This is a genomic window from Puia dinghuensis (genome assembly GCF_014642875.1).
Classification (GTDB): domain Bacteria; phylum Bacteroidota; class Bacteroidia; order Chitinophagales; family Chitinophagaceae; genus Puia; species Puia dinghuensis.
The window spans coordinates 23,127-44,998 of the sequence record NZ_BMJC01000009.1 but is presented as its reverse complement, the minus strand read 5'-3'; the positions used below and the strand labels follow the sequence as shown (position 1 = coordinate 44,998).

Annotated in this window: 18 protein-coding genes and 1 tRNA gene; 7 read left to right on the top strand and 12 right to left on the bottom strand. The window is 47.6% G+C overall.

The genetic code is table 11. The features are described from left to right. Positions 1-17: 17 nt before the first annotated feature. The 4 genes from IEY39_RS28910 to IEY39_RS28895 all read right to left on the bottom strand — a co-directional run bounded on the left by IEY39_RS28910 (position 18) and on the right by IEY39_RS28895 (position 5,011). Positions 18-1,058, bottom strand: coding sequence for a FecR domain-containing protein (locus IEY39_RS28910; protein ID WP_188938173.1), 1,041 nt, complete (start codon positions 1,056-1,058; stop codon positions 18-20). A 79-nt stretch (positions 1,059-1,137) separates the two neighbouring features. Then, positions 1,138-1,728: an RNA polymerase sigma factor gene (locus IEY39_RS28905; RefSeq protein ID WP_188938172.1), complete on the bottom strand. Its 591-nt coding sequence runs from the start codon at positions 1,726-1,728 to the stop codon at positions 1,138-1,140. Positions 1,729-1,747: 19 nt separating this feature from the next. After that, positions 1,748-2,434 carry a (d)CMP kinase gene (gene cmk, locus IEY39_RS28900; RefSeq protein ID WP_188938170.1) on the bottom strand — a complete coding sequence of 229 codons (687 nt, stop codon included), beginning with the start codon at positions 2,432-2,434 and terminating at the stop codon, positions 1,748-1,750. Between the two features lie 51 nt (positions 2,435-2,485). Further along, positions 2,486-5,011, bottom strand: a complete 2,526-nt coding sequence (locus tag IEY39_RS28895; RefSeq protein WP_188938169.1) for an ATP-dependent Clp protease ATP-binding subunit — start codon at positions 5,009-5,011, stop codon at positions 2,486-2,488. 93 nt (positions 5,012-5,104) lie between these two features. Here IEY39_RS28895 and IEY39_RS28890 point away from each other — a divergent pair, with 93 nt between their 5' ends. Next, the gene (locus tag IEY39_RS28890) at positions 5,105-5,485 is read left to right on the top strand and encodes an STAS domain-containing protein (RefSeq protein WP_188938168.1); all 381 of its coding nucleotides are present in this window, start codon (positions 5,105-5,107) and stop codon (positions 5,483-5,485) included. A gap of 275 nt (positions 5,486-5,760) precedes the next feature. Beyond that, positions 5,761-6,663: a ribonuclease Z gene (locus tag IEY39_RS28885; RefSeq protein ID WP_188938167.1), complete on the top strand. Its 903-nt coding sequence runs from the start codon at positions 5,761-5,763 to the stop codon at positions 6,661-6,663. 105 nt (positions 6,664-6,768) lie between these two features. Here the strand turns inward: IEY39_RS28885 and dapA are convergent, their stop codons facing one another. Further along, positions 6,769-7,650: a 4-hydroxy-tetrahydrodipicolinate synthase gene (gene dapA / locus IEY39_RS28880; protein WP_188938166.1), complete on the bottom strand. Its 882-nt coding sequence runs from the start codon at positions 7,648-7,650 to the stop codon at positions 6,769-6,771. Between the two features lie 152 nt (positions 7,651-7,802). Beyond that, complete coding sequence (locus IEY39_RS28875; RefSeq protein ID WP_188938165.1) at positions 7,803-8,780, bottom strand: acetyl-CoA carboxylase carboxyltransferase subunit alpha; 978 nt, start codon at positions 8,778-8,780, stop codon at positions 7,803-7,805. A 148-nt stretch (positions 8,781-8,928) separates the two neighbouring features. Here IEY39_RS28875 and IEY39_RS28870 point away from each other — a divergent pair. Together IEY39_RS28870 and IEY39_RS28865 are read left to right on the top strand one after the other, a co-directional pair. Further along, positions 8,929-9,002, top strand: a tRNA-Asp gene (locus IEY39_RS28870). A 166-nt stretch (positions 9,003-9,168) separates the two neighbouring features. Beyond that, on the top strand, positions 9,169-9,384 hold the full coding sequence (locus IEY39_RS28865; protein WP_188938164.1) for a hypothetical protein: 216 nt from the start codon (positions 9,169-9,171) through the stop codon (positions 9,382-9,384). Positions 9,385-10,085: 701 nt separating this feature from the next. On the opposite strand, the gene IEY39_RS28860 is transcribed toward IEY39_RS28865, so the two are convergent. Both IEY39_RS28860 and IEY39_RS28855 read right to left on the bottom strand, forming a co-directional pair. After that, on the bottom strand, positions 10,086-11,633 hold the full coding sequence (locus IEY39_RS28860) for a Fic family protein (RefSeq protein WP_188938162.1): 1,548 nt from the start codon (positions 11,631-11,633) through the stop codon (positions 10,086-10,088). A 309-nt stretch (positions 11,634-11,942) separates the two neighbouring features. Continuing rightward, on the bottom strand, positions 11,943-12,839 hold the full coding sequence (locus IEY39_RS28855; protein WP_188938161.1) for a helix-turn-helix domain-containing protein: 897 nt from the start codon (positions 12,837-12,839) through the stop codon (positions 11,943-11,945). A 155-nt stretch (positions 12,840-12,994) separates the two neighbouring features. Between IEY39_RS28855 and IEY39_RS28850 the strand changes: the two genes are divergently transcribed. Genes IEY39_RS28850 through IEY39_RS28840 form a run of 3 tightly spaced genes read left to right on the top strand, consistent with a single transcriptional unit; the run spans position 12,995 to position 15,972 of the window. Beyond that, positions 12,995-14,032, top strand: a complete 1,038-nt coding sequence (locus IEY39_RS28850; RefSeq protein ID WP_188938159.1) for an alpha/beta hydrolase — start codon at positions 12,995-12,997, stop codon at positions 14,030-14,032. Between the two features lie 32 nt (positions 14,033-14,064). After that, positions 14,065-14,808, top strand: coding sequence for an SDR family oxidoreductase (locus tag IEY39_RS28845; RefSeq protein WP_229689141.1), 744 nt, complete (start codon positions 14,065-14,067; stop codon positions 14,806-14,808). Positions 14,809-14,823: 15 nt separating this feature from the next. Continuing rightward, positions 14,824-15,972 (top strand): cupin domain-containing carboxymuconolactone decarboxylase family protein, encoded by a 1,149-nt coding sequence (locus IEY39_RS28840; protein ID WP_188938158.1) that lies wholly within the window; start codon positions 14,824-14,826, stop codon positions 15,970-15,972. On the opposite strand, the gene IEY39_RS28835 is transcribed toward IEY39_RS28840, so the two are convergent. From IEY39_RS28835 to IEY39_RS28820, 4 genes are all read right to left on the bottom strand, one after another. Then, on the bottom strand, positions 15,973-17,460 hold the full coding sequence (locus IEY39_RS28835; RefSeq protein WP_188938156.1) for a CehA/McbA family metallohydrolase: 1,488 nt from the start codon (positions 17,458-17,460) through the stop codon (positions 15,973-15,975). It lies immediately after the preceding gene. Positions 17,461-17,475: 15 nt separating this feature from the next. Beyond that, on the bottom strand, positions 17,476-20,208 hold the full coding sequence (locus tag IEY39_RS28830; protein WP_188938155.1) for a TonB-dependent receptor: 2,733 nt from the start codon (positions 20,206-20,208) through the stop codon (positions 17,476-17,478). 105 nt (positions 20,209-20,313) lie between these two features. Continuing rightward, a complete protein-coding gene (locus tag IEY39_RS28825) occupies positions 20,314-21,288 on the bottom strand; it encodes a FecR domain-containing protein (protein ID WP_188938153.1) in 975 nt (324 codons plus the stop codon). Further along, positions 21,285-21,806 (bottom strand): RNA polymerase sigma-70 factor, encoded by a 522-nt coding sequence (locus IEY39_RS28820; protein WP_188938152.1) that lies wholly within the window; start codon positions 21,804-21,806, stop codon positions 21,285-21,287. The genes IEY39_RS28825 and IEY39_RS28820 overlap by 4 nt, the downstream gene beginning before the upstream one ends. Positions 21,807-21,872: the final 66 nt, after the last annotated feature.

Sequence of the window (21,872 nt, the reverse complement as noted above, 5' to 3'; positions counted from 1 at the left end):
TTGGAAAAAAAATTCGCCTAAGGCTGTTCTATAATAAACAAATTTGCGTCTACCCGTAGGTTTAGATGATAGGGTTTGATCACCTGTTTCAGGATATTCTTCGGATCATCCGTTTTCCGGAAAGCTCCTGTATAGAGCTTATCACCGATCGATGGCACGTCACACTGGATAATGATCCCATACTCGCTTTCCAATTGTTTGAACAATATCGACAGCGGAATATCGCTAAAGGATAGTTCGGCAGCCGCCGCCGGGCGTTGTTTCTTTACAATTCTATCCGGCTGTTTCAGATTACCATTGTCGATCAGCGGCTTCTTCTTCTGCAGGTCGTAGGTTAACATTTCTCCCTGTACCAAATACACATCCGTCATCGGATTCAATTTCCCTTCTGTGCTTTTCACAACCACTTTTCCCGTTATAAGCTTAACCCTGAACAGTTCCGCCTTATCCGTATTGACTTCGAATGCCGTGCCCAGAACGGTAGTCGAAAATCCCTTCGCATATACCGTAAACGGCTTGGCCGGATCATTTTTTACGGTAAACAGTATCCTTCCGTCCATCCGGATATCTCTGCCGGCGCTATTGAAATTCGTTGCAAACCGCAGCGTTGCCCCCGGGTAAAGTCTCACCGCGCTACCATCAGGAAGAACAGAGTCCAGCAAATAACTATGCGAATTGGCATAGACAACCTCCTGCGCCAGGAGGGTTGGTACAGGCTCTTTTTTATCCCCCGAGCTCCTGATCCAACACCACCCTGCGACGATCACCAGCACAGTTGCCGCGGCATAGCCCCACCGGTACCAACGCCGGCGAGGATACAGCGCTATCGGCTCCTGCATTCCTAACCTGGCCCTCAGCTCCTGCCATTGTTCCTGAAAATCAGCGTCCTGCCTGTTCTCCTCCGCTGATCCCTGTTGCAATAGCCCGATATAGTCGCGATAGCTTTCGCCATTGGCTTCCATGGCATGCTCGCCGAGCAGCTCGAAAAGCCGTTGCCGCTCCGTGGCAGTCAATGTGCCATCCCAATAGCCATTTAATAATCGTTCGAGCTCTGTCATTTGCTGGTTCGTAAGTAAATATCGGGTAATGAAGAAAAGGGGGCTTCGCGCTGTATTAAGAAAAGGTTAACAGCCGCATCTAGCGTAGGAAGAAGACCAGGAGCAATGGCAGAAGAGACGAACTCCGCTCATTCTCATGGACATAGGCAAGAATAAAATTTTTGGCGTCTTTCAGATACCCTTTCACGGCTTCCTTGGTGATGCCCATGGCGGCAGCGACCTCATCGAGAGAGTTCCCTTCGATGCGGCATTGCCGGAAAGCAAGCCTCTTTCGTTCCGGCAGCTTCTCGATAGCTTCTTGTATAAGCGGCAATCTCGTCTCCAGGACATCATCCGTAGGCAGCTCATCGCCGATCACCGACAGGTCTATGGTGGACGAATAAGCTCCTTCGGTCCGCAGTTTTTTTCGTAAAAATTGGATGGATTGATTGAAACTGACTACATACAGCCAGTCCGCGACGCCTTTCGTCCTATCGAGCCTGTCCTTATGCTGCCAGAGCTTGACGAATACTTCCTGCATGACGTCGTTGATGTCCTCGGGCTGCCTGATCATTTTGGCAATATTGGCTCGAATGGCCTTGACATATATAAAATAAAGCTCTTCGAAAGCCTCATGGCTACCCCGGATCATTTTGTCTATTAAAAGACCTTCTTTGTCGGAAGTTTGCATGCGGGGCAAATATAGAAAGTTATTCAGCTTTCACTATGGCCTCCTTCACCCACCCCTCCGCAATCTCCAGCTGCTGCTTCATCGTCAGATGCGAATTATCCAGCACCAACGCATCCTCCGCCTGCCGCAACGGACTTATGGCCCGATGTGAATCGATATAATCCCGGTGTTCCAGGTTCTGCTTCACTTCTTCGAGGGTAATGTTCGGGTTCTTCTCATACAGCTCCTTGTACCGTCTTTGTACCCGCACTTTTTCATCTGCCGTCATGAAGATCTTCAATTCGGCGTGAGGGAAAACCACTGTCCCGATATCCCTGCCATCCATTACGATCCCCTTTTTCCTGCCCATCTCCTGCTGCTTGGCCACCGCATATTCCCGCACCTCCTTTACGGCCGCCACCTCGCTCACTTTCTCGGCGATCACCAGGTCGCGGATCACATATTCGACGTTCTCCCCATTCAACCACATCTCCGTCTGTCCATTCTTGTGGTTGGTTATAAATTCAAGCTTGATATGTTGCAAGGCCTCATGAACCGCGGCCGGAATAGTCCAGTCGATATGATGCCGGAGAAAATAAAGCGTAATGGCCCGGTACATGGCGCCGCTGTCGATATACACATAGTGCAGCTCCCTGGCCAGTTGCTTGGCCAGCGTACTCTTGCCACATGACGACCAGCCGTCGATGGTAATAATGATCTTCTTCATAACATAAAAAAGCCGCACCAAAGGTGCGGCCTTTTTTTATTCGAATAACGTTTACGCCTCCGATTTTTCTTTCGCTTTCTCCTTCAACGAAAATTTGATCTTCGAATGTTCCTTGTCCAGATCGGCGATCAGGATATCCCCATTCTTGATATTCATGTTCAGTATCTCTTCTGCCAGGGGATCTTCCAGGTACTTCTGGATAGCCCGGTGTAGCGGCCTCGCCCCAAACTGCTGGTCATATCCCTTGTCCGCGAGGAAGCTCTTGGCATCGTCTGTCAGCTCGAGCGTAAAGCCGAGGTTGGTCAGCCGTTTCAGGACACCCTTCATCAGGATATCGATTATCTGGAAGATATGCTCCTTGTTCAGCGAATTGAAGATAACGACATCATCTATCCGGTTCAGGAACTCAGGGCTAAAGGTCCGTTTCAACGCTTTCTCGATCACGGCCTTGTTGTTCTCATCCACATTCTGTGTCCGTGCAGCCGTTGCAAAACCGACGCCGTCGCCAAAGTCTTTCAGCTGGCGTACCCCGATATTGGAGGTCATGATGATCAGCGTATTCTTGAAGTCGACCTTGCGGCCAAGGCCATCCGTCAACTGACCGTCATCCAGCACCTGCAGCAGGATATTGTAGATATCCGGGTGAGCCTTTTCGATCTCATCCAGCAGGATCACCGAGTAGGGCTTCCGGCGAACTCGTTCCGTCAGCTGCCCGCCTTCTTCATATCCGACATATCCCGGAGGCGCACCGATCAGGCGGCTCACCGTGAATTTTTCCATGTATTCGCTCATGTCTATCCGGATGAGGGAATCTTCCGTGTCGAACATATACCGGGCCAGCGCACGGGCCAATTCGGTCTTACCAACCCCGGTGGGTCCGAGGAAGATAAATGTGCCGATCGGTTTCTTGGGGTCTTTCAACCCAACCCTGTTACGCTGGATGGCTTTCACCACCTTTGTGATAGCGTCATCCTGACCAACTACCATGCCAGCCATGTCGACAGCCATATTCCTCAGCTTCTCGGTCTCGGCCTGTACCATCCGTTTGACGGGGATACCGGTCATCATGCTCACCACTTCGGCAATATTTTCTTCGTCGATGGGATAACGTTTGTGCTTGCTTTCTTCTTCCCATTCGGCCTTAGCCTTTTCCAGGTCTTCCTGCAGGCGTTTCTCGGTGTCGCGCAACGAAGCCGCTTCTTCGAACTTCTGGCTCTTCACCACTTTGTTCTTCTCATTCTTCACGTCTTCGATCTTCTTCTCCAGGTCGACAATATTCTGCGGAACATTGATGTTTTTCAGGTGCACCCGTGCGCCGACCTCGTCGAGTACGTCGATAGCCTTATCCGGCAGCAGGCGATCCGTCATATACCGGTCGCTCAGTTTCACACACGCATCGATGGCATCATCGGAATAGGTGACGTTATGATAATCCTCGTATTTCGATTTGATGTTGTTCAATATCTGGATGGTTTCTTCCACACTGGGGGGATCGACCATCACCTTCTGGAACCGGCGGTCAAGGGCGCCGTCTTTTTCAATGTACATTCTATACTCGTCCAGCGTCGAAGCCCCAATGCATTGGAGTTCACCACGTGCAAGTGCAGGCTTGAATATGTTCGAAGCGTCGAGACTGCCGCTTGCGCCACCCGCGCCGACGATGGTATGGATCTCATCGATGAAGAGGATTACGTCCCGGTTCTTCTCCAGTTCGTTCATGATCGCCTTCATCCTTTCCTCAAACTGACCCCGATACTTGGTACCGGCAACCAAGGCGGCAAGGTCAAGGGAGATCACCCTTTTGTCGAACAATACCCGCGACACCTTACGCTGTACGATCCGGAGGGCCAGGCCTTCCACTATCGCGGTCTTACCTACACCGGGTTCACCGATCAGGATAGGGTTGTTCTTTTTACGGCGGGAAAGTATCTGGGAAACCCTTTCAATCTCTTCTTCCCGGCCGACAATGGGATCGAGAGCCCCCATTTCTGCAAGGCGGGTGATGTCCCGGCCAAAATTATCGAGTACCGGAGTCTTGCTCTTGGCATTCCCGGCAGAACGCGCTTTTTGCTGCGAATACTTCTTCTCCTCGTCGAAATCGTCATCATTCTCCTCTGCGTATTCACTACGAACGTCATTGCTTTTCACAACGCCCAATTCGTTTCTGAATAGATCGTAGTCCACGTCGAATTGATTTAAAATTTGAGTAGCAATGTTTTCTTTGTTCTTCAGGATTGAGAGCATCAGGTGTTCAGTCTCTACAGTAGGACTTTTCAGGGCTTTGGCTTCCAGAACAGTAACGCGTATCACTTTCTCCGCCTGCTTGGTCAGCGGCAGACTATTGATATTGGCGATATTTTTGCCGGTTTTATCCTTAACTGCCATCTCCACCTCCTTCCGCAACTCATACAGGTCCACATTGAAACTCTTCAATATGCGGACAGCCGTATTGTCGCCCTCACGGATCAAACCCAGCAATAAGTGCTCCGTACCGATAAAATCGTTCCCCAGTCGCAAAGCCTCCTCCCTGCTGAACGATATGATCTCCTTTACCTGGGCTGAAAAATTATTATCCATTTTTAAGTTGTTGAGCTTTATACAATAATAACGAATATTTTTGACTTCTGTTTCCGCCTCTTTATTAACGGCCGTTAATAACCATTAGTGTATATGCAAGTCAAAATTGATACCAGAGAAAAATTTCATGCCATTACTATCCTTGAAGCCGTTCTTGCTGCTAATATGACAGAAGAGCTGGAGCAGTGTTTACTACCTTTCCTGCAAAAAGAAGTTAAAAACGTGGTTCTCATCTTAAAAGACATCACGAAGGTCGACGACGCTGCTGCGGAGTGTCTCGTTGGGGTACAACAACGGTTCTACGACGACAGCGCCTCCTTTGTCATTTGCGAACTCACACCCGGCGTCGAGAAAAGCCTGGAAGACAATGGGCTTTTAGAACTCATGAACGTCACCCCCACCGAGAGCGAAGCCTGGGATATCATCCATCTGGAAGAAATAGAGCGCGAACTGCTCAACGGACCCGACCTGTAGCCTGCCTCCCGCCGGCAAACTGCAGACTCCTGAAGGCTTGACATCCCCTAAGTAAGACAACAGACAGAAAGTCAGCTACTTTATCAGCAATGCCGCTGCCCCCGGATTATCTACGAAACATAACAGTCGATGGTTCTGTAAGTTCAGTGACGCCGGCCAATTCCCGGACCTATTTACCACCGAAGCCTGCCTGCGGACAGACTACCCATTTCCCCCTCCCAAATATTTTGAGTACAATCCCCGGCTTTTAGTAGGCGTTACTTATATTCGCTTTTATGTTGGCCGTCACCATTCTAGGTAATAACTCCGCTCTCCCTGCTTTTGACCGTCACCCCACGGCGCAGGTGGTCACGATGGAAGATCAGATCTTCCTCGTGGATTGTGGCGAAGGTACGCAGATGCAGATGGCCAAATACAAGATCCGCCGCAGCAAGATCAATTACATCTTCATCTCCCATCTCCATGGCGACCACTACTTCGGGCTCATCGGCCTGCTCACCAGCATGGGGCTGCTCGGCCGCACCCAGGAATTGCACATCTATGCCCCCCCGCCTTTACAAGACATCATCGGCCTGCAATTGAAGGTCGCGGACATCGAACTTGCCTATCCCCTCCACTTTCATCACCTTACTGCCGAAGGCGTCATCCTCCGTGAGGCCAGGTTCGAAGTAAGCTGTTTCCCCGTCTATCATCGCATCGAATGCTGGGGTTTCTGCTTCCGGGAGGTCCGGCCGCTCCGCCGGGTCAACCCCGAAAAAGCGCGGCAAAATGAGGTTCCTGCCTCGTTTTTCGACCGGCTCAAATGGGGCGAGAACTATCTCAGAAAGGATGGGGTGCTGGTGGACAACCTTTCGGTCACGGATCCGGCGCCAAAAGCCAAGTCCTATGCCTATGCCGCCGACACCCTCTACGACGAGCGGATAGCCGAACAGGTGCGGGGAGTCGACCTGCTCTATCACGAAACCACCTACCTGAAAGACCTGGGGGAACAGGCAGGCAAGCGCTTCCACAGCACCACCGAACAGGCCGCCAGGATCGCCTGCATTGCGGGGGTACAGCGGCTGCTCATTGGTCATTTCAGCTCTAAATATGAGAAACTGCAGGTCTTCGAACAGGAGGCCAGGGACACCTTCCCCAACACCGAATTGGCCATGGAAGGCGTCACCTATAAGATATAATGTGCGGGAAATGCCCATTCATGAAAAATAGGGCATTCCCCGCAAAGCGCTAATGTCTGTCCTTCGGACGAGCCGCCTCCGTCAGCTCATTGGAGGCCCCTAAGCCTACCCCTTTACATATTCCTTAATTTTCGCCTGGAGACCCTCACTCACCGGCACAACGGGCAGGCGCAGGTAGTTGCCGATCAGTTTCAGCTCATACATGGCCGCCTTTACCCCCGCGGGGTTGTTCTCGGCAAAGAGCAGCTCATAACCCGCGATAAGCTTGTCGTTAAGGGCTTTGGCCTCTTTGAAGTGATGTCTAAGCGCAAGCCGTACCATCTCCGTAAAAGCCCGGGGAAAGCTGTTGGCGGCGACGCTGATCACCCCATCCATGCCACAGGCTATCTGGGGCAGGGCCAGGGCATCGTCCCCGCTGACGACCAGGAAGTCCTGGGGCCGGTCGCGGAGAATCTCCATACATTGCCCCATATCCCCGCTGGCTTCCTTGATCCCGGCAATATTCGGAACCTCCCTTGCCAGCCGGATCGTCGTCGCCGCACTGAGATTCCGGCCCGTACGACCAGGAACATTGTAAAGTAGGATGGGCTTGGGGGAAGCCGCTGCAAGCGTTTTATAATGCTGGAAGAGTCCTTCCTGGGAGGGTTTGCTGTAATAGGGACTGGCGCTGAGTACGGCCACGGCTTTCTCCAGCGGAAACCAGGCCAGTTCCTTCACGAGCTCGGCCGTATTGTTACCGCCGACCCCAACTACCACCGGCACTCTGCCGGCCACTTTATCGTAGGTAAACCAGATGATGTCTTTCTTCTCTTCTTTGGACAGGGTTGGCGTTTCCCCTGTGGTGCCCATGGTTACGATGTATTCGACGCCCCCGGCTATTACGAAGTCGATAATATTGCCCAGGGCGGTATAGTCGATGTGGAGATCTGATTGAAACGGCGTTACTATTGCCACTCCGGTTCCCCGGAGTTGTTGAACAAGAGACATTGCTATAAAGTTAAAACGGTAATAATTGAATTAATTCACAACCCCGATCCCGCCAGCCATGGGTATACCCCTCACTGGCCCCGGTCGCGGCTATCCGGGTTCGGCCTTCTAAGCTTCAGGAATGGTTTAAGCGGTGCTTTTTCGCCGTTTGGCTAGGCCGGCACCTCATTCCAGAAGCCCATCTTGCCGAACTTCACGATCCGCTTCGCGATCCGCTCTTCGGAACTGTACTGGTGCAACTCCTTGAGCGTCTCCACCAGCTTTGGCTTGAGCAGGTTCGCAGCCTCGGTATAGTCCCAGTGGGCTCCGCCCAGGGGTTCGGGAACGATGCTGTCGATAAGGCCAAATTGATACATATTGTCGGGGGTCAGCCGCAACTCTTCGGCGGCTTTTTCTTTTTGGTCCCAGCTGCGCCAGAGGATGGAGCTGCAGTTTTCGGGGGAGATAACGGTATACCAGGAATTCTCCAGCATAAAGACCCGGTCTCCGACCCCGATGCCCAGGGCTCCGCCCGAAGCGCCTTCGCCGATCACCACACAGATCACCGGCACCTTCAGCCGCATCATTTCATAGATGTTGCGGGCGATGGCCTCTCCCTGTCCTCTTTCTTCGGCTTCCATGCCCGGATAGGCGCCGGGGGTATCGATAAGGGTGATAATAGGTTTCTCGAATTTCTCGGCCAGCTTCATCAGCCGCAGCGCCTTCCGGTAACCCTCGGGGTTGGCCATCCCGAAATTCCGCAGTTGCCGCATCTTCGTATTCGCCCCCTTCTGCTGCCCGATCATCATCACTGTCTGCCCCTCGAGCTGGGCAAACCCGCCAACCATGGCTTTGTCATCTTTCACGTTGCGGTCCCCAAACAGCTCTACAAAATTCGTACACATCTTGTCGATGTACTTCAAAGTATAGGGACGGTCCGGATGCCGGCTCAACTGCACTTTTTGCCAGGGCGTCAGATGCTGGGTGATCTCCCTGCGCTTTTCGGTCACCTGGTCCTCCAGTTTCCTGATAGAATCGCTCAGATCCACCTTCGTCTTTTCGGCGGTTTGTTTCAGCTTCTCGATCTCATCGAACAACTCTTTGATCGGTCTTTCGAAATCCAGGAACTGGCGGTTTTTAGCTTGAGGCATAATTTTCAAAGTTCTAACAATTCCGCCAAAATTAAGGGATGCAAAATTTCCGCAAAAGTTTTGTTGGAGAAAATCAAAATTCTCCTATCTTTGCCATCCCGAAAAACGAAGGGGCTCTCCCCACAGGAACCCTCTCGAATCGGCGGTTGGATCGGTAGTTCAGTTGGTTAGAATGCCGCCCTGTCACGGCGGAGGTCGCGGGTTCGAGTCCCGTCCGGTCCGCATAAATTCGCTAGACGCCCTCAAGTTGTTATATTTGAGGGCGTTCTTGTGTTCGAACTTTTCCAACCTTTTTTCGCATCCTTCGCAGTCGTTCATTAATAGGCTAGTTTCCAACTAATAAGGGGTTCGAATCCTCTTCTGATCCGTTATTTTTTAACTCAAACCAATGTCTGCAGAGAAGAAAATCAAATTAAACAATCCCAAACGTGAGCCGCTTACGCCAGAAAAGCTAAGGGAGCTCTCATGTCTAAATTTATCGGATGAACAAGCCAAAGAGGTTATTTGGTCTTTAACCAAATATGCAAAGATTCTTTACGATTTTACCGTACAGCAAGAACAGTTAACTCGTGCGAAAGTAAATCAGACTTTAAATGCTCAATAGAAAAGGGTGTTTTCACTCTAGCGCTTGCCAGAATTACGGCCTATCTTACCTTCAATCTATCACCTATTCCAATGACAATTGACGAATTAGCAGTAATGGATAACTGGGACTTGGGACGATTGTTGATCGACAAGGCTAATAACCTAAAGCAGCTTCAGACAAATGGGGGAACCACAGCCCAATTAAACGAATGCTCCCAGGATATGAAACTAATCCTTGACCTTCTCCAGGACAGAGGTTGGATCGAGGACAAACCTTAATTGTGGTACGGTGTTTCTAAAGCAACTTATGAAAGTCCTGTCGGGATTGCCTCAGTTGGAGATTTTTCCCTAACCCACCGCGGGCGACTTCCGGGGGAGCTTACAACCAGATCAAATCTTTTAAACCCGCTTCAGATGCAATGCTGAGGCGGGTTTTCGCTTTTCGGGCATGTCCAATCGCGATCAATCATGCCCATCCATTCGGTCGCAATTCGGTTATCAACCCACCCCCCGGAATTTTGACAACCGAATAGTCCTGAAGCCCGCTACCAATGCGGGTTTCAACGGTTCGACCAAGCCGGATTTCTCCCTGGGAAAAGAGCTTCGAAACAACCCATTCGGTTAAAAAAAATTGAATTGTATACCTACGAAGCAAAGCTTTTCGATCCTGGTCTGGCTGCTGAAGTATCGCCAGAAAAACGGTAAAGCCCCTCTTTCCATTCAAACCTTAATCACTGGGGTACCCTTTATAGCAGCCTCTACTAAAAATGATAAGAACCTAGCAAATGGCTCAATATCCTGCCCCACACTAGCCTTTTCAAGGGCCTGCATATATTCTTCTCGCCGCTCCACAGGAATAATCGTCCAGGGATACCCCCCTGAAGCCAGCATGACATTCATTAAAAACCGCCCCATCCGTCCATTGCCATCCATATAAGGATGAATAAACACAAAGACAAAATGTCCCAACACAGCCCTAACAGAAGCCTCCGGTTCCGATTCCAGGAGTTCAAAGAGCACAGGCATTACATCCGGCAAAGCATCTACGTTTATGGGAACGTGCTTGGATCCACCAATATAAACCTGGTGCGTTCGATAACCAGCCAGGTCTTCCGGTTTCAGGATGCCGGCAATAACACTCGGTTCAAAGAGCTGCCGGTACCATTTCCCATGATCTTCGTCCGCCACGCGTCCTGCGTTATCTCCGGATAAGATTTTTTGTACACTTTCCCTTACCTGCTGAAAGGCCTGCCAGTATCCCCTTGCCGCCATAGCATTTCGTTCTCTTTTGTCTTCTTCATATTTATGATGATCCCAATCCCCGCTGCGTACTCGTTCGATCAGCTCTCTGCTTACCCGGTATCGTTCGATGGACAAAGAATGATAGGCATCATTTACATACAAATTGTCCATGGTTTGGAGATAAGCCTCCTTATCGGCAGGCAGGCCCGGTGCGGGAGGAAAATGAGGAATAACAACATCTCTCATTTGATGCCACATTAAGCGCAGACGGTTGACATACGGAGACCTTTCACGGAGAGGCAACTGAACATTTAATTTAGTATCGAAGGGGTCTTCTTCCCGTACATCATACCCTGCCGCTGACATAGCATCCATGATCTCTTGTGCGATCCGATCGCGCCCAATATTGCGAAATGCACCAGCCAATCTGCCGGCATAGGTAGTATGTCCTTTCGCTAATAATACATGCAACACCTCTGAGGAATCCCGGATCATAGCGAGGGCCGTCCTGGCGTCTATAGGGTTTAGTGAGAAAGTATTGGGTGAGCAAAAGATTAATGAACCGGCTAAGGTATAGCATCGTATTCCCCGCATGACTTCAACGGTCTCTGCAGGTGGAAGAGCGGCCTTCATGACAAACAGAGAAGTATCGTGGGGCAGCGGCATATTGTAATTGGACCCTTCCAAAGAACGGATCAGCAATTGTTTCGGTACGGTCCAATTACCGGCGTGTAATTGGACTGACTGTTCCGGGGAAACAATCCAATCCTTGCCGTACTTTTCTTCAAGGAAACGGCCGCAGAATTCCCAGTAGGAACTATACCACGACGTGCTATCGCCCGGCCTTTCATCCGGTCGGCTTGGAGTATACCAGCCCTTGGATACTTCTTTCAGATAACCGGTTTTCACCAGCAATTCCCGGTTTACCCGGCTTATTTCGGTTGACTTTATAGCCACCAAGTCTTTTTCCTGCAATCCATGCAATTCTTCCAGCGCATCAGCCAGCTTTTCACTCGGTGTCGGCATGTCAAAAGTTTTATACCCACCGGGCTATTTCTAGGATTCCACGCGGGCTATTATTAGGTTTCCGTGCGGACTATTTCCAGGATTCCGTGCGGGCTATTATTAGGTTTCCGTGCAAATATACTGAAAATGAAAGACTTATATCAATAAAATTACTACTCCTAAATGGTTGATTGAGAGTTAGATGGGGCAGCTAGGCCCGACAGACCAATATATTCTATAGGCGAATAGCGACTCCACAAGTCTCTAAAAGGATATGAAATAAGTCTGTAGGGGGGTGTGTTGTTACATTTGCCTTTATAAGCAGCTGCTTCAATTCATCAACCGATATTCATTAGGCGTATACCCCACACGTTGCTTAAATAGACGACTAAAATGCTGAGGATACTTGAATCCTAATTCATAGGCAATCTCATTCACCGTTTTATCAGGGTCGAATATCTTCTCTTTTGCAAGATCCATGACCTTTCCCTGGATATATTCCAACGCAGTTTTCCCTGTTTCTTTCTTGATCATGTCCCCGAAATAATTAGTGGAAAGATTCAGCTGTTCAGCGCAATACCCGACATTAGGAAGGCCCAATGTCTGAGGTTTATCCGATCGAAAATAGTCGTTTAGCAAATCTTCAAACTTCTGGATGATCCCTTTATTGACATTATCCCGGGTAATGAATTGGCGGTCATAAAAACGAATACAATAATTCAGGAACAGTTCGATGTTTGCCGTGATCAGCTTCTTACTGTGTTTATCGATCCGCTGCTTCAATTCATATTCAATCTTTGAAAAACAATCCAAAACGATCTGCCGTTCCTCCTCGGATATATGAAGTGCCTCATGTACATCATAGGAAAAAAAACTATAATCATCGATGTGGCGTCCGAGTGAAGTTCCATGGATCAGATCCGGATGGAAAACCAATGCCCAACCCTGGGGCTGGTAAGTCACCCCTTCAATGTTTTCCCCGATCAACTGGCCAGGCGCCAGAAAGATCAGCGTACCCTCCTGGTAATCGTAATTCTTGAGCCCATATCGAAGATCACCGCATACTATCTTCTTCAAAAACACTGTATAGAAGCCGTAGCTCATACGTCGCGGCGATCTCGGATCCGCCTGCGAAAGGTCAATCACACTTACAAGCGGATGTAACGTCTTCTGTTTGTTGAAGGCGTTGTATTCGCTGACCGTATTAATTTTTAAAACGCTATCCATTTGAGGACGGGAATTTGTTATTCAAATTTACCTTATTGTTAATAATTCCCCTCAAGGAGTCACCCCAACCAGTGGATTTGGTAGACAATCCCGTGTTCTATATACCAAATCGCAGCCAGATTGTCAAGACCTTTGCACCAGTAAAACCGAATGACATGCAAAAAATGAAATTAATCGTCCTTACAATGATTATTTCTCTGCTTGGATATGCAAGCAGCATAAGCGCACAAGCTACAAATCCCAAGATCATGAATAACAAAAATGAAGTCAGGATGGAAAAGGTCTCCTTTCCAAACACGATCTTCCCGAAAAGCAATGTTACTATAGCAGGGGATCTATTTTACCCTGTCGGGTTTGACACAAGCAAGAAATATCCAGCCGTTATCGTGGGGCATCCCGCCGGCGGAGTAAAGGAACAAACAGCCGGCTTATATGCGCGGAAACTCGCTGAATTGGGCTATATCACCTTAGCCTTCGATGCCTCCTACCAGGGAGAAAGCGGCGGAGAACCCCGGTTTTTAGAGGACCCCGCAATAAGAGTCGAGGACTTTCGTGCAGCAACAGATTATTTAAGCATACACTCATCCGTGGACCCGAACAGGATCGGCGTGCTTGGCATTTGCGCAGGCGGGGGTTACGCCATCAATGCAGCCCAAACAGAACATAGACTAAAAGCGGTAGCCACTATCAGCATGGTCGATCTGGGACAGCTACGCAGGGAAGGCCTCGGCGGCATGTTGACACCTCAACTACAACAACAGATGGATGAAGTAGCCGTACAACGCACAAAAGAAGCAAAAGGCGAACCCGTAAAAATAGTTTCTTTCAGTTCCGGTGGCGGTTCCGATCCCAGCAAGACCCCTACCATGTATCGCGAAATAGCCGATTATTATGGTACTCCGAGAGGATACCACCCCAATGAAGCGACGGGATATGTATTTACGAGCCTTTCCAAACTTTTCAATTTTACGGCTTTAGACCATGTAGAGCTGATTAGTCCCCGCCCGCTGTTACTTATTGCAGGAAGCATCGCCGATTCTCATTATTTTAGTGATGAAGCCTACGCGAGAGCCAAAGAACCTAAAGAGCTCTACGACATACCAGGGGCGACCCATGTCGATATGTATGACAAGCCACAAGATGTAGAGCCCGCCGTAAAAAAATTAAAAGAATTCTTTGGTAAGTACCTTTGAATCAAATAATGGTTTCACCAAAAGCACAGATCATGAAGAATATAGAAGGAAAAGTTGTAGTCATTACAGGTGCCAGCAGCGGACTTGGTGAAGCGACCGCGCGGATGCTGTCCGCTGAAGGAGCAACAGTTGTGCTTGGCGCCCGCCGGGCAGAGCGTATCCAGGCATTAGCCGATCAACTAAACAAAAATGGCGGCAAGGCACTAGCTCTGACCACGGATGTGACCGACGTTGCACAGGTGAAAAAACTGGTGGATTCGGCAGTGGAAAAATACGGTCGGGTGGATGTAATGGTCAACAACGCAGGCCTGATGCCGCATTCCCCACTGGAGCGCTTAAAGATCGACGACTGGAACCAGATGATCGACGTAAACATTAAAGGGGTGCTATACGGAATAGCCGCCGCACTTCCATATATGAAGACGCAAAGATCCGGACAGATCATCAACGTCTCCTCCGTTGCAGGACATAAAGTAAACCCTGGGGGAGCCGTTTATTCCGCTACCAAGTACGCCGTCCGGGCCATCTCAGAAGGATTACGTCAGGAAGTGAAGCCCTACAATATCCGCACGACGGTTATTTCACCGGGCGCGGTTGCCACAGAACTACCCAACAGTGCGACCGAGCCGGATGTTGCCGCGGGGATTAAAAAGTTTTATGACGACAATGCGATTCCCGCCGATTCATTTGCACGAGCAGTTGTATTTGCGATGAGCCAGCCGGAAGACGTGGATATTAATGAGATCCTGTTTCGTCCGACGCGCCAGGCAGGGTAAAAAATAACCGGTCGAATGAAAATAAATTATAGCAAGATCATTCTTGTCATCATCTCTTCACTCTTTGTAATGGATGCAAGCGCACAAAGTCAAGGGGATTCGGGAGCCCTCTACACAAAAGGAGAAAAAATAAATAGCCCGAACTTTACGGGTTCCGTGTGGGTCAATAGGATCACCGGGCCCCAAAACGGCGTCAATTGTACAGTCGGATGCGTGAGCTTTGAACCCGGAGCAAGAACGAACTGGCATTCCCACCCCGGTGGACAGATATTAATCGTTATAGAAGGCACCGGCTACTATCAGGAAGAGGGCAAACCCAGGCGAATCATCCGTAAAGGCGATGTAATTACCTGCTCACCTAACGTCGTACACTGGCATGGTGCCTCAGCCGATACCAGCATGACCCACATCGCCATCGGTCCGGACGCCGCCAAAGGTCCAGCCGTTTGGCTTAAAAAAGTGACAGACGAGGAATATGCGGGACCGACAGCGCAGAATGCCATGAGTGGCAGAGCATCTTTAAATGCCAGGCAAAGGAGCATCGTTTCTATTGCTGCTTTTACTGCTAAGGGGGATTTGCAAAACCTCAATGGAGCACTGAACAACGGATTAAATGCCGGTCTTACCATTAATGAGATCAAGGAAATACTGGTGCAGCTTTATGCCTATTGCGGCTTCCCGCGAAGCCTTAACGCAATAAACACATTTATTTCAGCATTAAACGAAAGAAAGGCAAAAGGGATCAACGATCCCATAGGAGTACAGCCATCTCCGGTCAACAGCGATCCGAATAAGTATGAGACGGGGAAAAACAATCTAGCGAAGCTGATTGGACACCCCGAAAATGGACCTAAAACAGGCTATGCAGAATTTGTTCCCGTAATTGATACGTTCTTAAAGGAACACCTTTTTGCGGATATCTTCAGCCGGGGCGTACTGAGTTATCAAGAGCGTGAACTGACGACGATTTCCGCCTTGGTTAGTCTTGGCGGTGTCGAATCCCAGCTGCAGGGGCATATGACTATCGGGCAGAATATCGGTATTACCGAAGTTCAGCTTAAGGAAATGCTTTCCATCCTGGAGATCAGCATCGGCAAAAAGGAAGCAGATGCAGGTAGAGAAGTACTTTCAAAAGTAATCGGCGCAAAAAAGCAGGGGTCTTAATTATCTGCCTTCAACATATATAGGATTCCCTACAAGAACAAGTCTCCCATCTTTACCCCGAACCTTTATATAGATCGAGTGCCTATTATCATCCGTTTCCCAGTTTACCCGAATTTTTTCGTCGTTCGACAATATTTCCCGATCTAATGTTGAGTTCAATTTCCCGTCAATAATAAATTCTATTTTCCCTCCGGAAACACCCTTGACATAGGCTGTCAAATTAATAGTATCTGAAGGCTCACCCTTTAAAGTTCCCCCCATACACGCTTCATTTTCTCCATTAGCAGCAGACAGGTCCAGGAAATGATCTTTTTTCCCTTCAATATCAATAAAAACTCTTCCGCTCCGGATCCCATCGATCAACCCCTGCACCGACAATTCTTTCATATAAATTATGGTAGTAGGTGTTCCAATGGTTGCAGCATGGTGATCATCACTGCCTCCGATGGCTGTTACATGTTGCCCGCTATTAAGCATTTTATGCCACTGATCCCAGCCTTCTATCGAGCCTTCGATACTATATTTCATACTGCCGCCATTCAACACTTCAACAGCGGTTATTACTTTATCCGGAATATTCTCTATTTGCCAGCCACATCCCATGCAAGCCTCTCCCGATGGAACGCCCGGATGATTGATCGATATTATTCCTCCGTTATTGTTTACGGCGCTCATCCAATTTTTTGCCGCTGCATAGGATGCGTTGGTCATTCTAAAATCAACAAAATCCGTTAGCCCGAATATATTCGCATGACCGTAAAAAGTAGTGATCTCCCGCCCGGGCACAAGCAATATTTTATCGAATGCCGGCTGCAATTCACGTAGCGCGTTAGCCTGGGATATAGTATTGTGGTCTGTTACTGTAATAAAATCCAGGCCTTTATCTGTCGCAGTTTCCACGATCTTGTAAACAGGGCAGCCAACTTCCTTGCCCGACTGCGAGGTACATTTACCATCGCTGTTTCCGCTATGCATATGTAGATCTCCCCTGTACCATCCCGCTTCAGCACGGATCGGCTTATCGGAAAACTCCGTAACCCCGGTTTGGGTTTCTATATATATACGCGCTTCATATTCTGAGACGATCCCTTCACGGATGTTAGGGACCCCTAGTAAAAGCTTCCATTCCCCGGAAGGAAGCGGACCGGCTAAATATCCCGGCGTGGCATCCTCGGCGCTAATGGTAAGATCATTTCTGGCTCCGCCGCTCCATCCCCGGAAACGTGCCGGATCCATAAGCCCGATATCGATCGTAGTGCGCTGCTCTTTTCCGTTATAGGAAAATTCTATCCTAAGCCGTTTAACACTATCGGGTAAAGTAAAAGACCGCTCTATATAAGTGTGGTAATCTTTTCTTTCAACTTTACCTTTTAGGGTTTTCAACGGTATATTATTAGAAAATGCCCTCTGCGTGTCTTGCGCATGGGCATTTTCTATCAAAATTGGAGCTGCAAACAACAAAAAACAAATTAAGCCATTACTCTTCATGGCGGTTTTTCATGATTAAAACTTATATCTTAAAGAAACTTTAAAACTTCTTCCAAGTAATGGACGCGCCAGAAATATATATTGACCTGCTGCTGCACTCTGGATCTCCCCCTGGCGTGGATTACCTTCTGTAAGCCCTAAGGAATTAGTAAGATTATCGATAACCCCAAAGAGCGAAACTTCTCTGGTAACATTTATCTGAGCATCCAGATCGACTTTCGTATAGCTTGGAAGAACTTGGGAGTTTGCAACATCTGTATAACGCTTTCCTTCATATTCAATCGGGGATTGTATGCGAATACGGTTGCGGAAAAAATTGAATCCCGGAACAACTCTAACAGAGGCAGCCGGTACTCTGATCGTCTGATTGCCATTGTAATTGTATTTTTGCGTCAGCGTACCGCCGGAAGCAGTCTCAGCAACAAGTCCCTGATATTCTCCATGCTGATATGTCGCTGTCGCCGAAACATCGAACCATTCTATCGGAAATATGCTGCCCTCGAATTCAAGGCCATATGTATTTGTATTTGCAAACGCGTTTACCTGGGTAAATCCGTTCAAAGTGCTGACTGTATTTGTAAAACCGACGTTATTATACCTTGTATAGAACCCTGTACCATATAAAGAGAATAGCCTGCGAGCGTATTTGAATCCAACTTCACCGAGTTGCATCGTTTGCGTAACAGCCGTCGAGTTAACATTGGTATAGTAAGTGCCAAATCCGGGAATTCGCGCTGCAGAAGTATATCGGCCGAAAAGACCCATATTGCCTGAAAGTTGATAATCCGCTCCCAATGTCCAGGTAGTGTAGTCGAAATGATGGTTATAGCCTTGCCATATTCCGTTTCCGGTCGCTATCTGGGACGTCGCGTAAGTGCCTAAGTTTACGGCTTTCGCTTGTTGTACAACTCCATCCGTCTGCGAATATTCCCAACGCACTCCGCCATCGATGCGGAAAGCAGGTGTTACCTGCCATTCATCACTTACATAAAGTGCATTGGTTGTCTGTTCACCATTGGCATCCGCCCACTCGTATCCATATTGGGATACTCCATTATTAGAAAAAGTATGGACTACATTCCCATTGCCATCCAGCCCTACGATATTCAACAATCTTGAATTATTTTGAACGTCCAGATATACCTTGGAGGAATATCTGCTGAAGTTTTGACTGAAGTGAGCGTAATAGTATCCTAAGTTAAAATCGTGTTTTGATGAACCCGTATAAAAAACATGCGAAAGATGAAGATCGTTTGTAATTTCTGTCATAGGCATCGTAATGCCTCTTAATCCACCTTGAATAACAAGACCATTGCCGTTTTGATTAGCAGAGTTATAGGCGGAGCCTGTAGTTACATATTGGAACCCTAATTGCGTTGCACCCGGAGCTTGTGACAAAAGGCCTGATTGGGCTTTATAAAATGAATCGGCAGTTAATACATTAAGCGCAAATAGACCATTGCGTTGGGTTTGGGTATTATTGTAACGAAGGGAATTCTTTAAGATCCAATTATCAGCAAGTTCAGTCTGAAATTTAATGGTTACCTGGCTTCTGTTTACAGACGTACCAACCGTATTATCAAAATGGTAAAGACTGCTGTCCCCCTGGATCATGTTTATTCTTTGCGTTTCAGCACCGGCAATCGCTCCGTAATTACCATCAAAACCATGAACACCTACTATGTCCCCTTTGCTGTTATAGGTCATGGGAAGATCGGTGTAAAACACCACATCATCATTCAATTGCTTAAAGTCAACACTCAAGGATGATTTTTCCCAGCTCTTGCCGAGAGAAACCCTGATCTGCCCGCCATGATTACCAGTGTAGCCAGGGTTACGCACCCCTGTCCCTGTACGGTAAAACCCTCCAGCAGCAAATTTCCATCCATCACCGATAGGAGCTCCTATCCAAAAATCTTCTCTGTTAAGGCTATTGTCTCCCATGGTCAACTTAAAAATACCCTCTGTTTTATCACCAACGGCACGGGGAATATAGTTTACTGCTCCTGCCGGCGCATTGGAATAAAATACGGAAGAAGGTCCGCCGCGAACAACTTCGATAGATTGAATGGTCTCGTCGAAACGAAATGCCTGGTCTCCATTCAGGTAGCCCAAGGCCGGGTCATGTTGTACAGGAACTCCGTCTTCCAACAGCTGAATCGATCCGAAGCCATCCACAGGAACACCCCTTGCTCTTACATTACCACTGGCCTCACCTCCGGTCGCTTCAACCCAGAAACCTGGGACTGATTTCAACGTCTCGGTAACACTCGTGGGCCCCTGCAAGCTAAGCGCATTATAACCAATGTTAGTAACTGAATAGCTTGTTTGAAGTTTGGTGCGATTCAAAGCACCGGCACGCCCGGTAACAATAACTTCATTTAAACCATTCTCTACTGCTTTTAATTTGATCAACAAAGAGATGTTGGCATCGGCTTTTATGTCATAGCCGGATATGGTTTGAGTTTGAAAACCCACATGTGAAACAACAAATGAATAAGGACCTCCTGCAGGCAAATTGTGATAGGTGAAAATTCCCAAAGAATCTGTTTGTGTCGTAGTGGTTGTGCCAGAACTATGGTTTCTTGCAACAACAGAGGCGTAGGTAACAGGTTGTCCGCTCTCGTCATTTACCTGTCCCTTTATTTCATTGAAATTTTGCGCATTGGCAATCAACTGAATATGGCAGCAGAGGGCCAATAATACAATCAACGGGATCCGTCTGGTTTTGGTAATTCTTCTGATCATAAAGTAAACTTATTCTTCGGCGTGAAGATTTTATTTCTTTATTATACGCATTACCTGAATCGTACCCTTACTGGTAATATTAACTTAATATGGAGGGAGTATAAATTAATTGCTTATAACAAAACTGTCACCCTGCTTATGTAAACCGAAGTTATTGAGTAGTGCAATGCTCTGGAGTATATGGTAAAGCGAATCCTTTTTATCTATTTTTCCAATAAACGACCGGTTACCTAACTCTGCTTTATTATATACAATTTTTTCATTATAAATAATCTGTAATTGGTCAAATACTACATCAAGAGGGTAGTTGTTGAATACATAGCCATCATCTTTATCTTTTTCAAGATGTAAAATGCGGGCCGATTTCTTAAATATAAAAACATCTCCGGGAATAAGGTAATATTCATTTTTATTGTCCTGGGAGGAGGAATCGATGATTTTTACCATCACCCTTCCTTCATATAAGACCACTTTTGTAGCATTGTTCGATTCATAAGAGTTTACCGTGAAACGAGTGCCTAAAACAGTAATTAAAACAGAATTGCTATATACGGAAAAAGGCTTGGCGACATCTTTAGCTATGTTAAAAGTTGCTTCACCATTTAATATTACATCTCTTTTTAAGGAGGTGAAGTTTTCGGGATAAGAAAGCGTGCTGCTTGGCAATAGTTCTACTGCCGAACCATCGCTTAGCGTAAGCGCCTTTTTTTGAGGAGTATTATTGAAAACATTCCTTGGTATCGCAACCGTTGCAGCACTAATTATACTCGTCTTTTGTCTTTTTAAAATAAACTGCCAGGACGCGCCTACAACCAATAGAACGGATGCCGCCACTGCCATCCATCTGAAATAAGAAAAATGCACTGCAGGGGAAGCAGTATTTTTATCGATGTTATTCCATAATTTATCGGATATATCGGGCGCTAAAACACGATCGGGCTGAAAGTCCTCCCATTCTTCCGCTCCTATGTATTCTTTCAATTTAGCCGGGTTTTCAGCGAGCCATGCCTGCACAATAGCAACTTCCCCGGCGTCGCATTTGCCTTCAAAAAAATTTGTTATGATTTCCTTTGTTATCAAATTATATGCTTTTTTATCTGCTTCAGCGCCTTGTAAATATGTGTTTCTACCGTTTTGGAAGAAACACACAAGGTTTCAGCAATTTCTCTGTATGACATACCATGCTCGCGGCTCATCTCAAATACCTGCTTTCTTACAGGGGGCATATCATTAACGGCTTCCGATATCCTCTTTTGTAATTCGGCGCCGCTCATTTTTTCATTTGTACTGTCAATCCCTTTTTCAACAGCCAGCCCGTCAAGACCAGCAGTTACCGCATCTTTGTTATTATACTTCCGCAAAAAATCAATAAGTACTGTAGTGGCGATCCTGAACAGCTGTGTGGAAATAGTGTATTCTTCCTGCAAGGTTTGGCGGTATTGCCAAAGCTTGGTAAATGCCATCTGTACTACTTCTTCTGCTATATATTCGGATTTTGTTTTGCTTAGAATGAAGAAATAAAGCTTTTGATGGTATTGGTCAAATACTTGTCTGAAGCAATATTCATCACCATCCTTTAATTCCTTGATACTAAGCAACTTTATTAAATTTAATCAACTAACGACAGGATAAAAATGATTCTAAGCTGCGGCGAATGTATATAA

Coding starts and splice junctions, on each gene's coding strand:
- IEY39_RS28910 (WP_188938173.1), bottom strand. CDS start 1,058: ATGACAGAGCTCGAACGATTATTAAATGGCTATTGGGATGGCACATTG.
- IEY39_RS28905 (WP_188938172.1), bottom strand. CDS start 1,728: ATGCAAACTTCCGACAAAGAAGGTCTTTTAATAGACAAAATGATCCGG.
- cmk (WP_188938170.1), bottom strand. CDS start 2,434: ATGAAGAAGATCATTATTACCATCGACGGCTGGTCGTCATGTGGCAAG.
- IEY39_RS28895 (WP_188938169.1), bottom strand. CDS start 5,011: ATGGATAATAATTTTTCAGCCCAGGTAAAGGAGATCATATCGTTCAGC.
- IEY39_RS28890 (WP_188938168.1), top strand. CDS start 5,105: ATGCAAGTCAAAATTGATACCAGAGAAAAATTTCATGCCATTACTATC.
- IEY39_RS28885 (WP_188938167.1), top strand. CDS start 5,761: ATGTTGGCCGTCACCATTCTAGGTAATAACTCCGCTCTCCCTGCTTTT.
- dapA (WP_188938166.1), bottom strand. CDS start 7,650: ATGTCTCTTGTTCAACAACTCCGGGGAACCGGAGTGGCAATAGTAACG.
- IEY39_RS28875 (WP_188938165.1), bottom strand. CDS start 8,780: ATGCCTCAAGCTAAAAACCGCCAGTTCCTGGATTTCGAAAGACCGATC.
- IEY39_RS28865 (WP_188938164.1), top strand. CDS start 9,169: ATGTCTGCAGAGAAGAAAATCAAATTAAACAATCCCAAACGTGAGCCG.
- IEY39_RS28860 (WP_188938162.1), bottom strand. CDS start 11,633: ATGCCGACACCGAGTGAAAAGCTGGCTGATGCGCTGGAAGAATTGCAT.
- IEY39_RS28855 (WP_188938161.1), bottom strand. CDS start 12,839: ATGGATAGCGTTTTAAAAATTAATACGGTCAGCGAATACAACGCCTTC.
- IEY39_RS28850 (WP_188938159.1), top strand. CDS start 12,995: ATGCAAAAAATGAAATTAATCGTCCTTACAATGATTATTTCTCTGCTT.
- IEY39_RS28845 (WP_229689141.1), top strand. CDS start 14,065: ATGAAGAATATAGAAGGAAAAGTTGTAGTCATTACAGGTGCCAGCAGC.
- IEY39_RS28840 (WP_188938158.1), top strand. CDS start 14,824: ATGAAAATAAATTATAGCAAGATCATTCTTGTCATCATCTCTTCACTC.
- IEY39_RS28835 (WP_188938156.1), bottom strand. CDS start 17,460: ATGAAGAGTAATGGCTTAATTTGTTTTTTGTTGTTTGCAGCTCCAATT.
- IEY39_RS28830 (WP_188938155.1), bottom strand. CDS start 20,208: ATGATCAGAAGAATTACCAAAACCAGACGGATCCCGTTGATTGTATTA.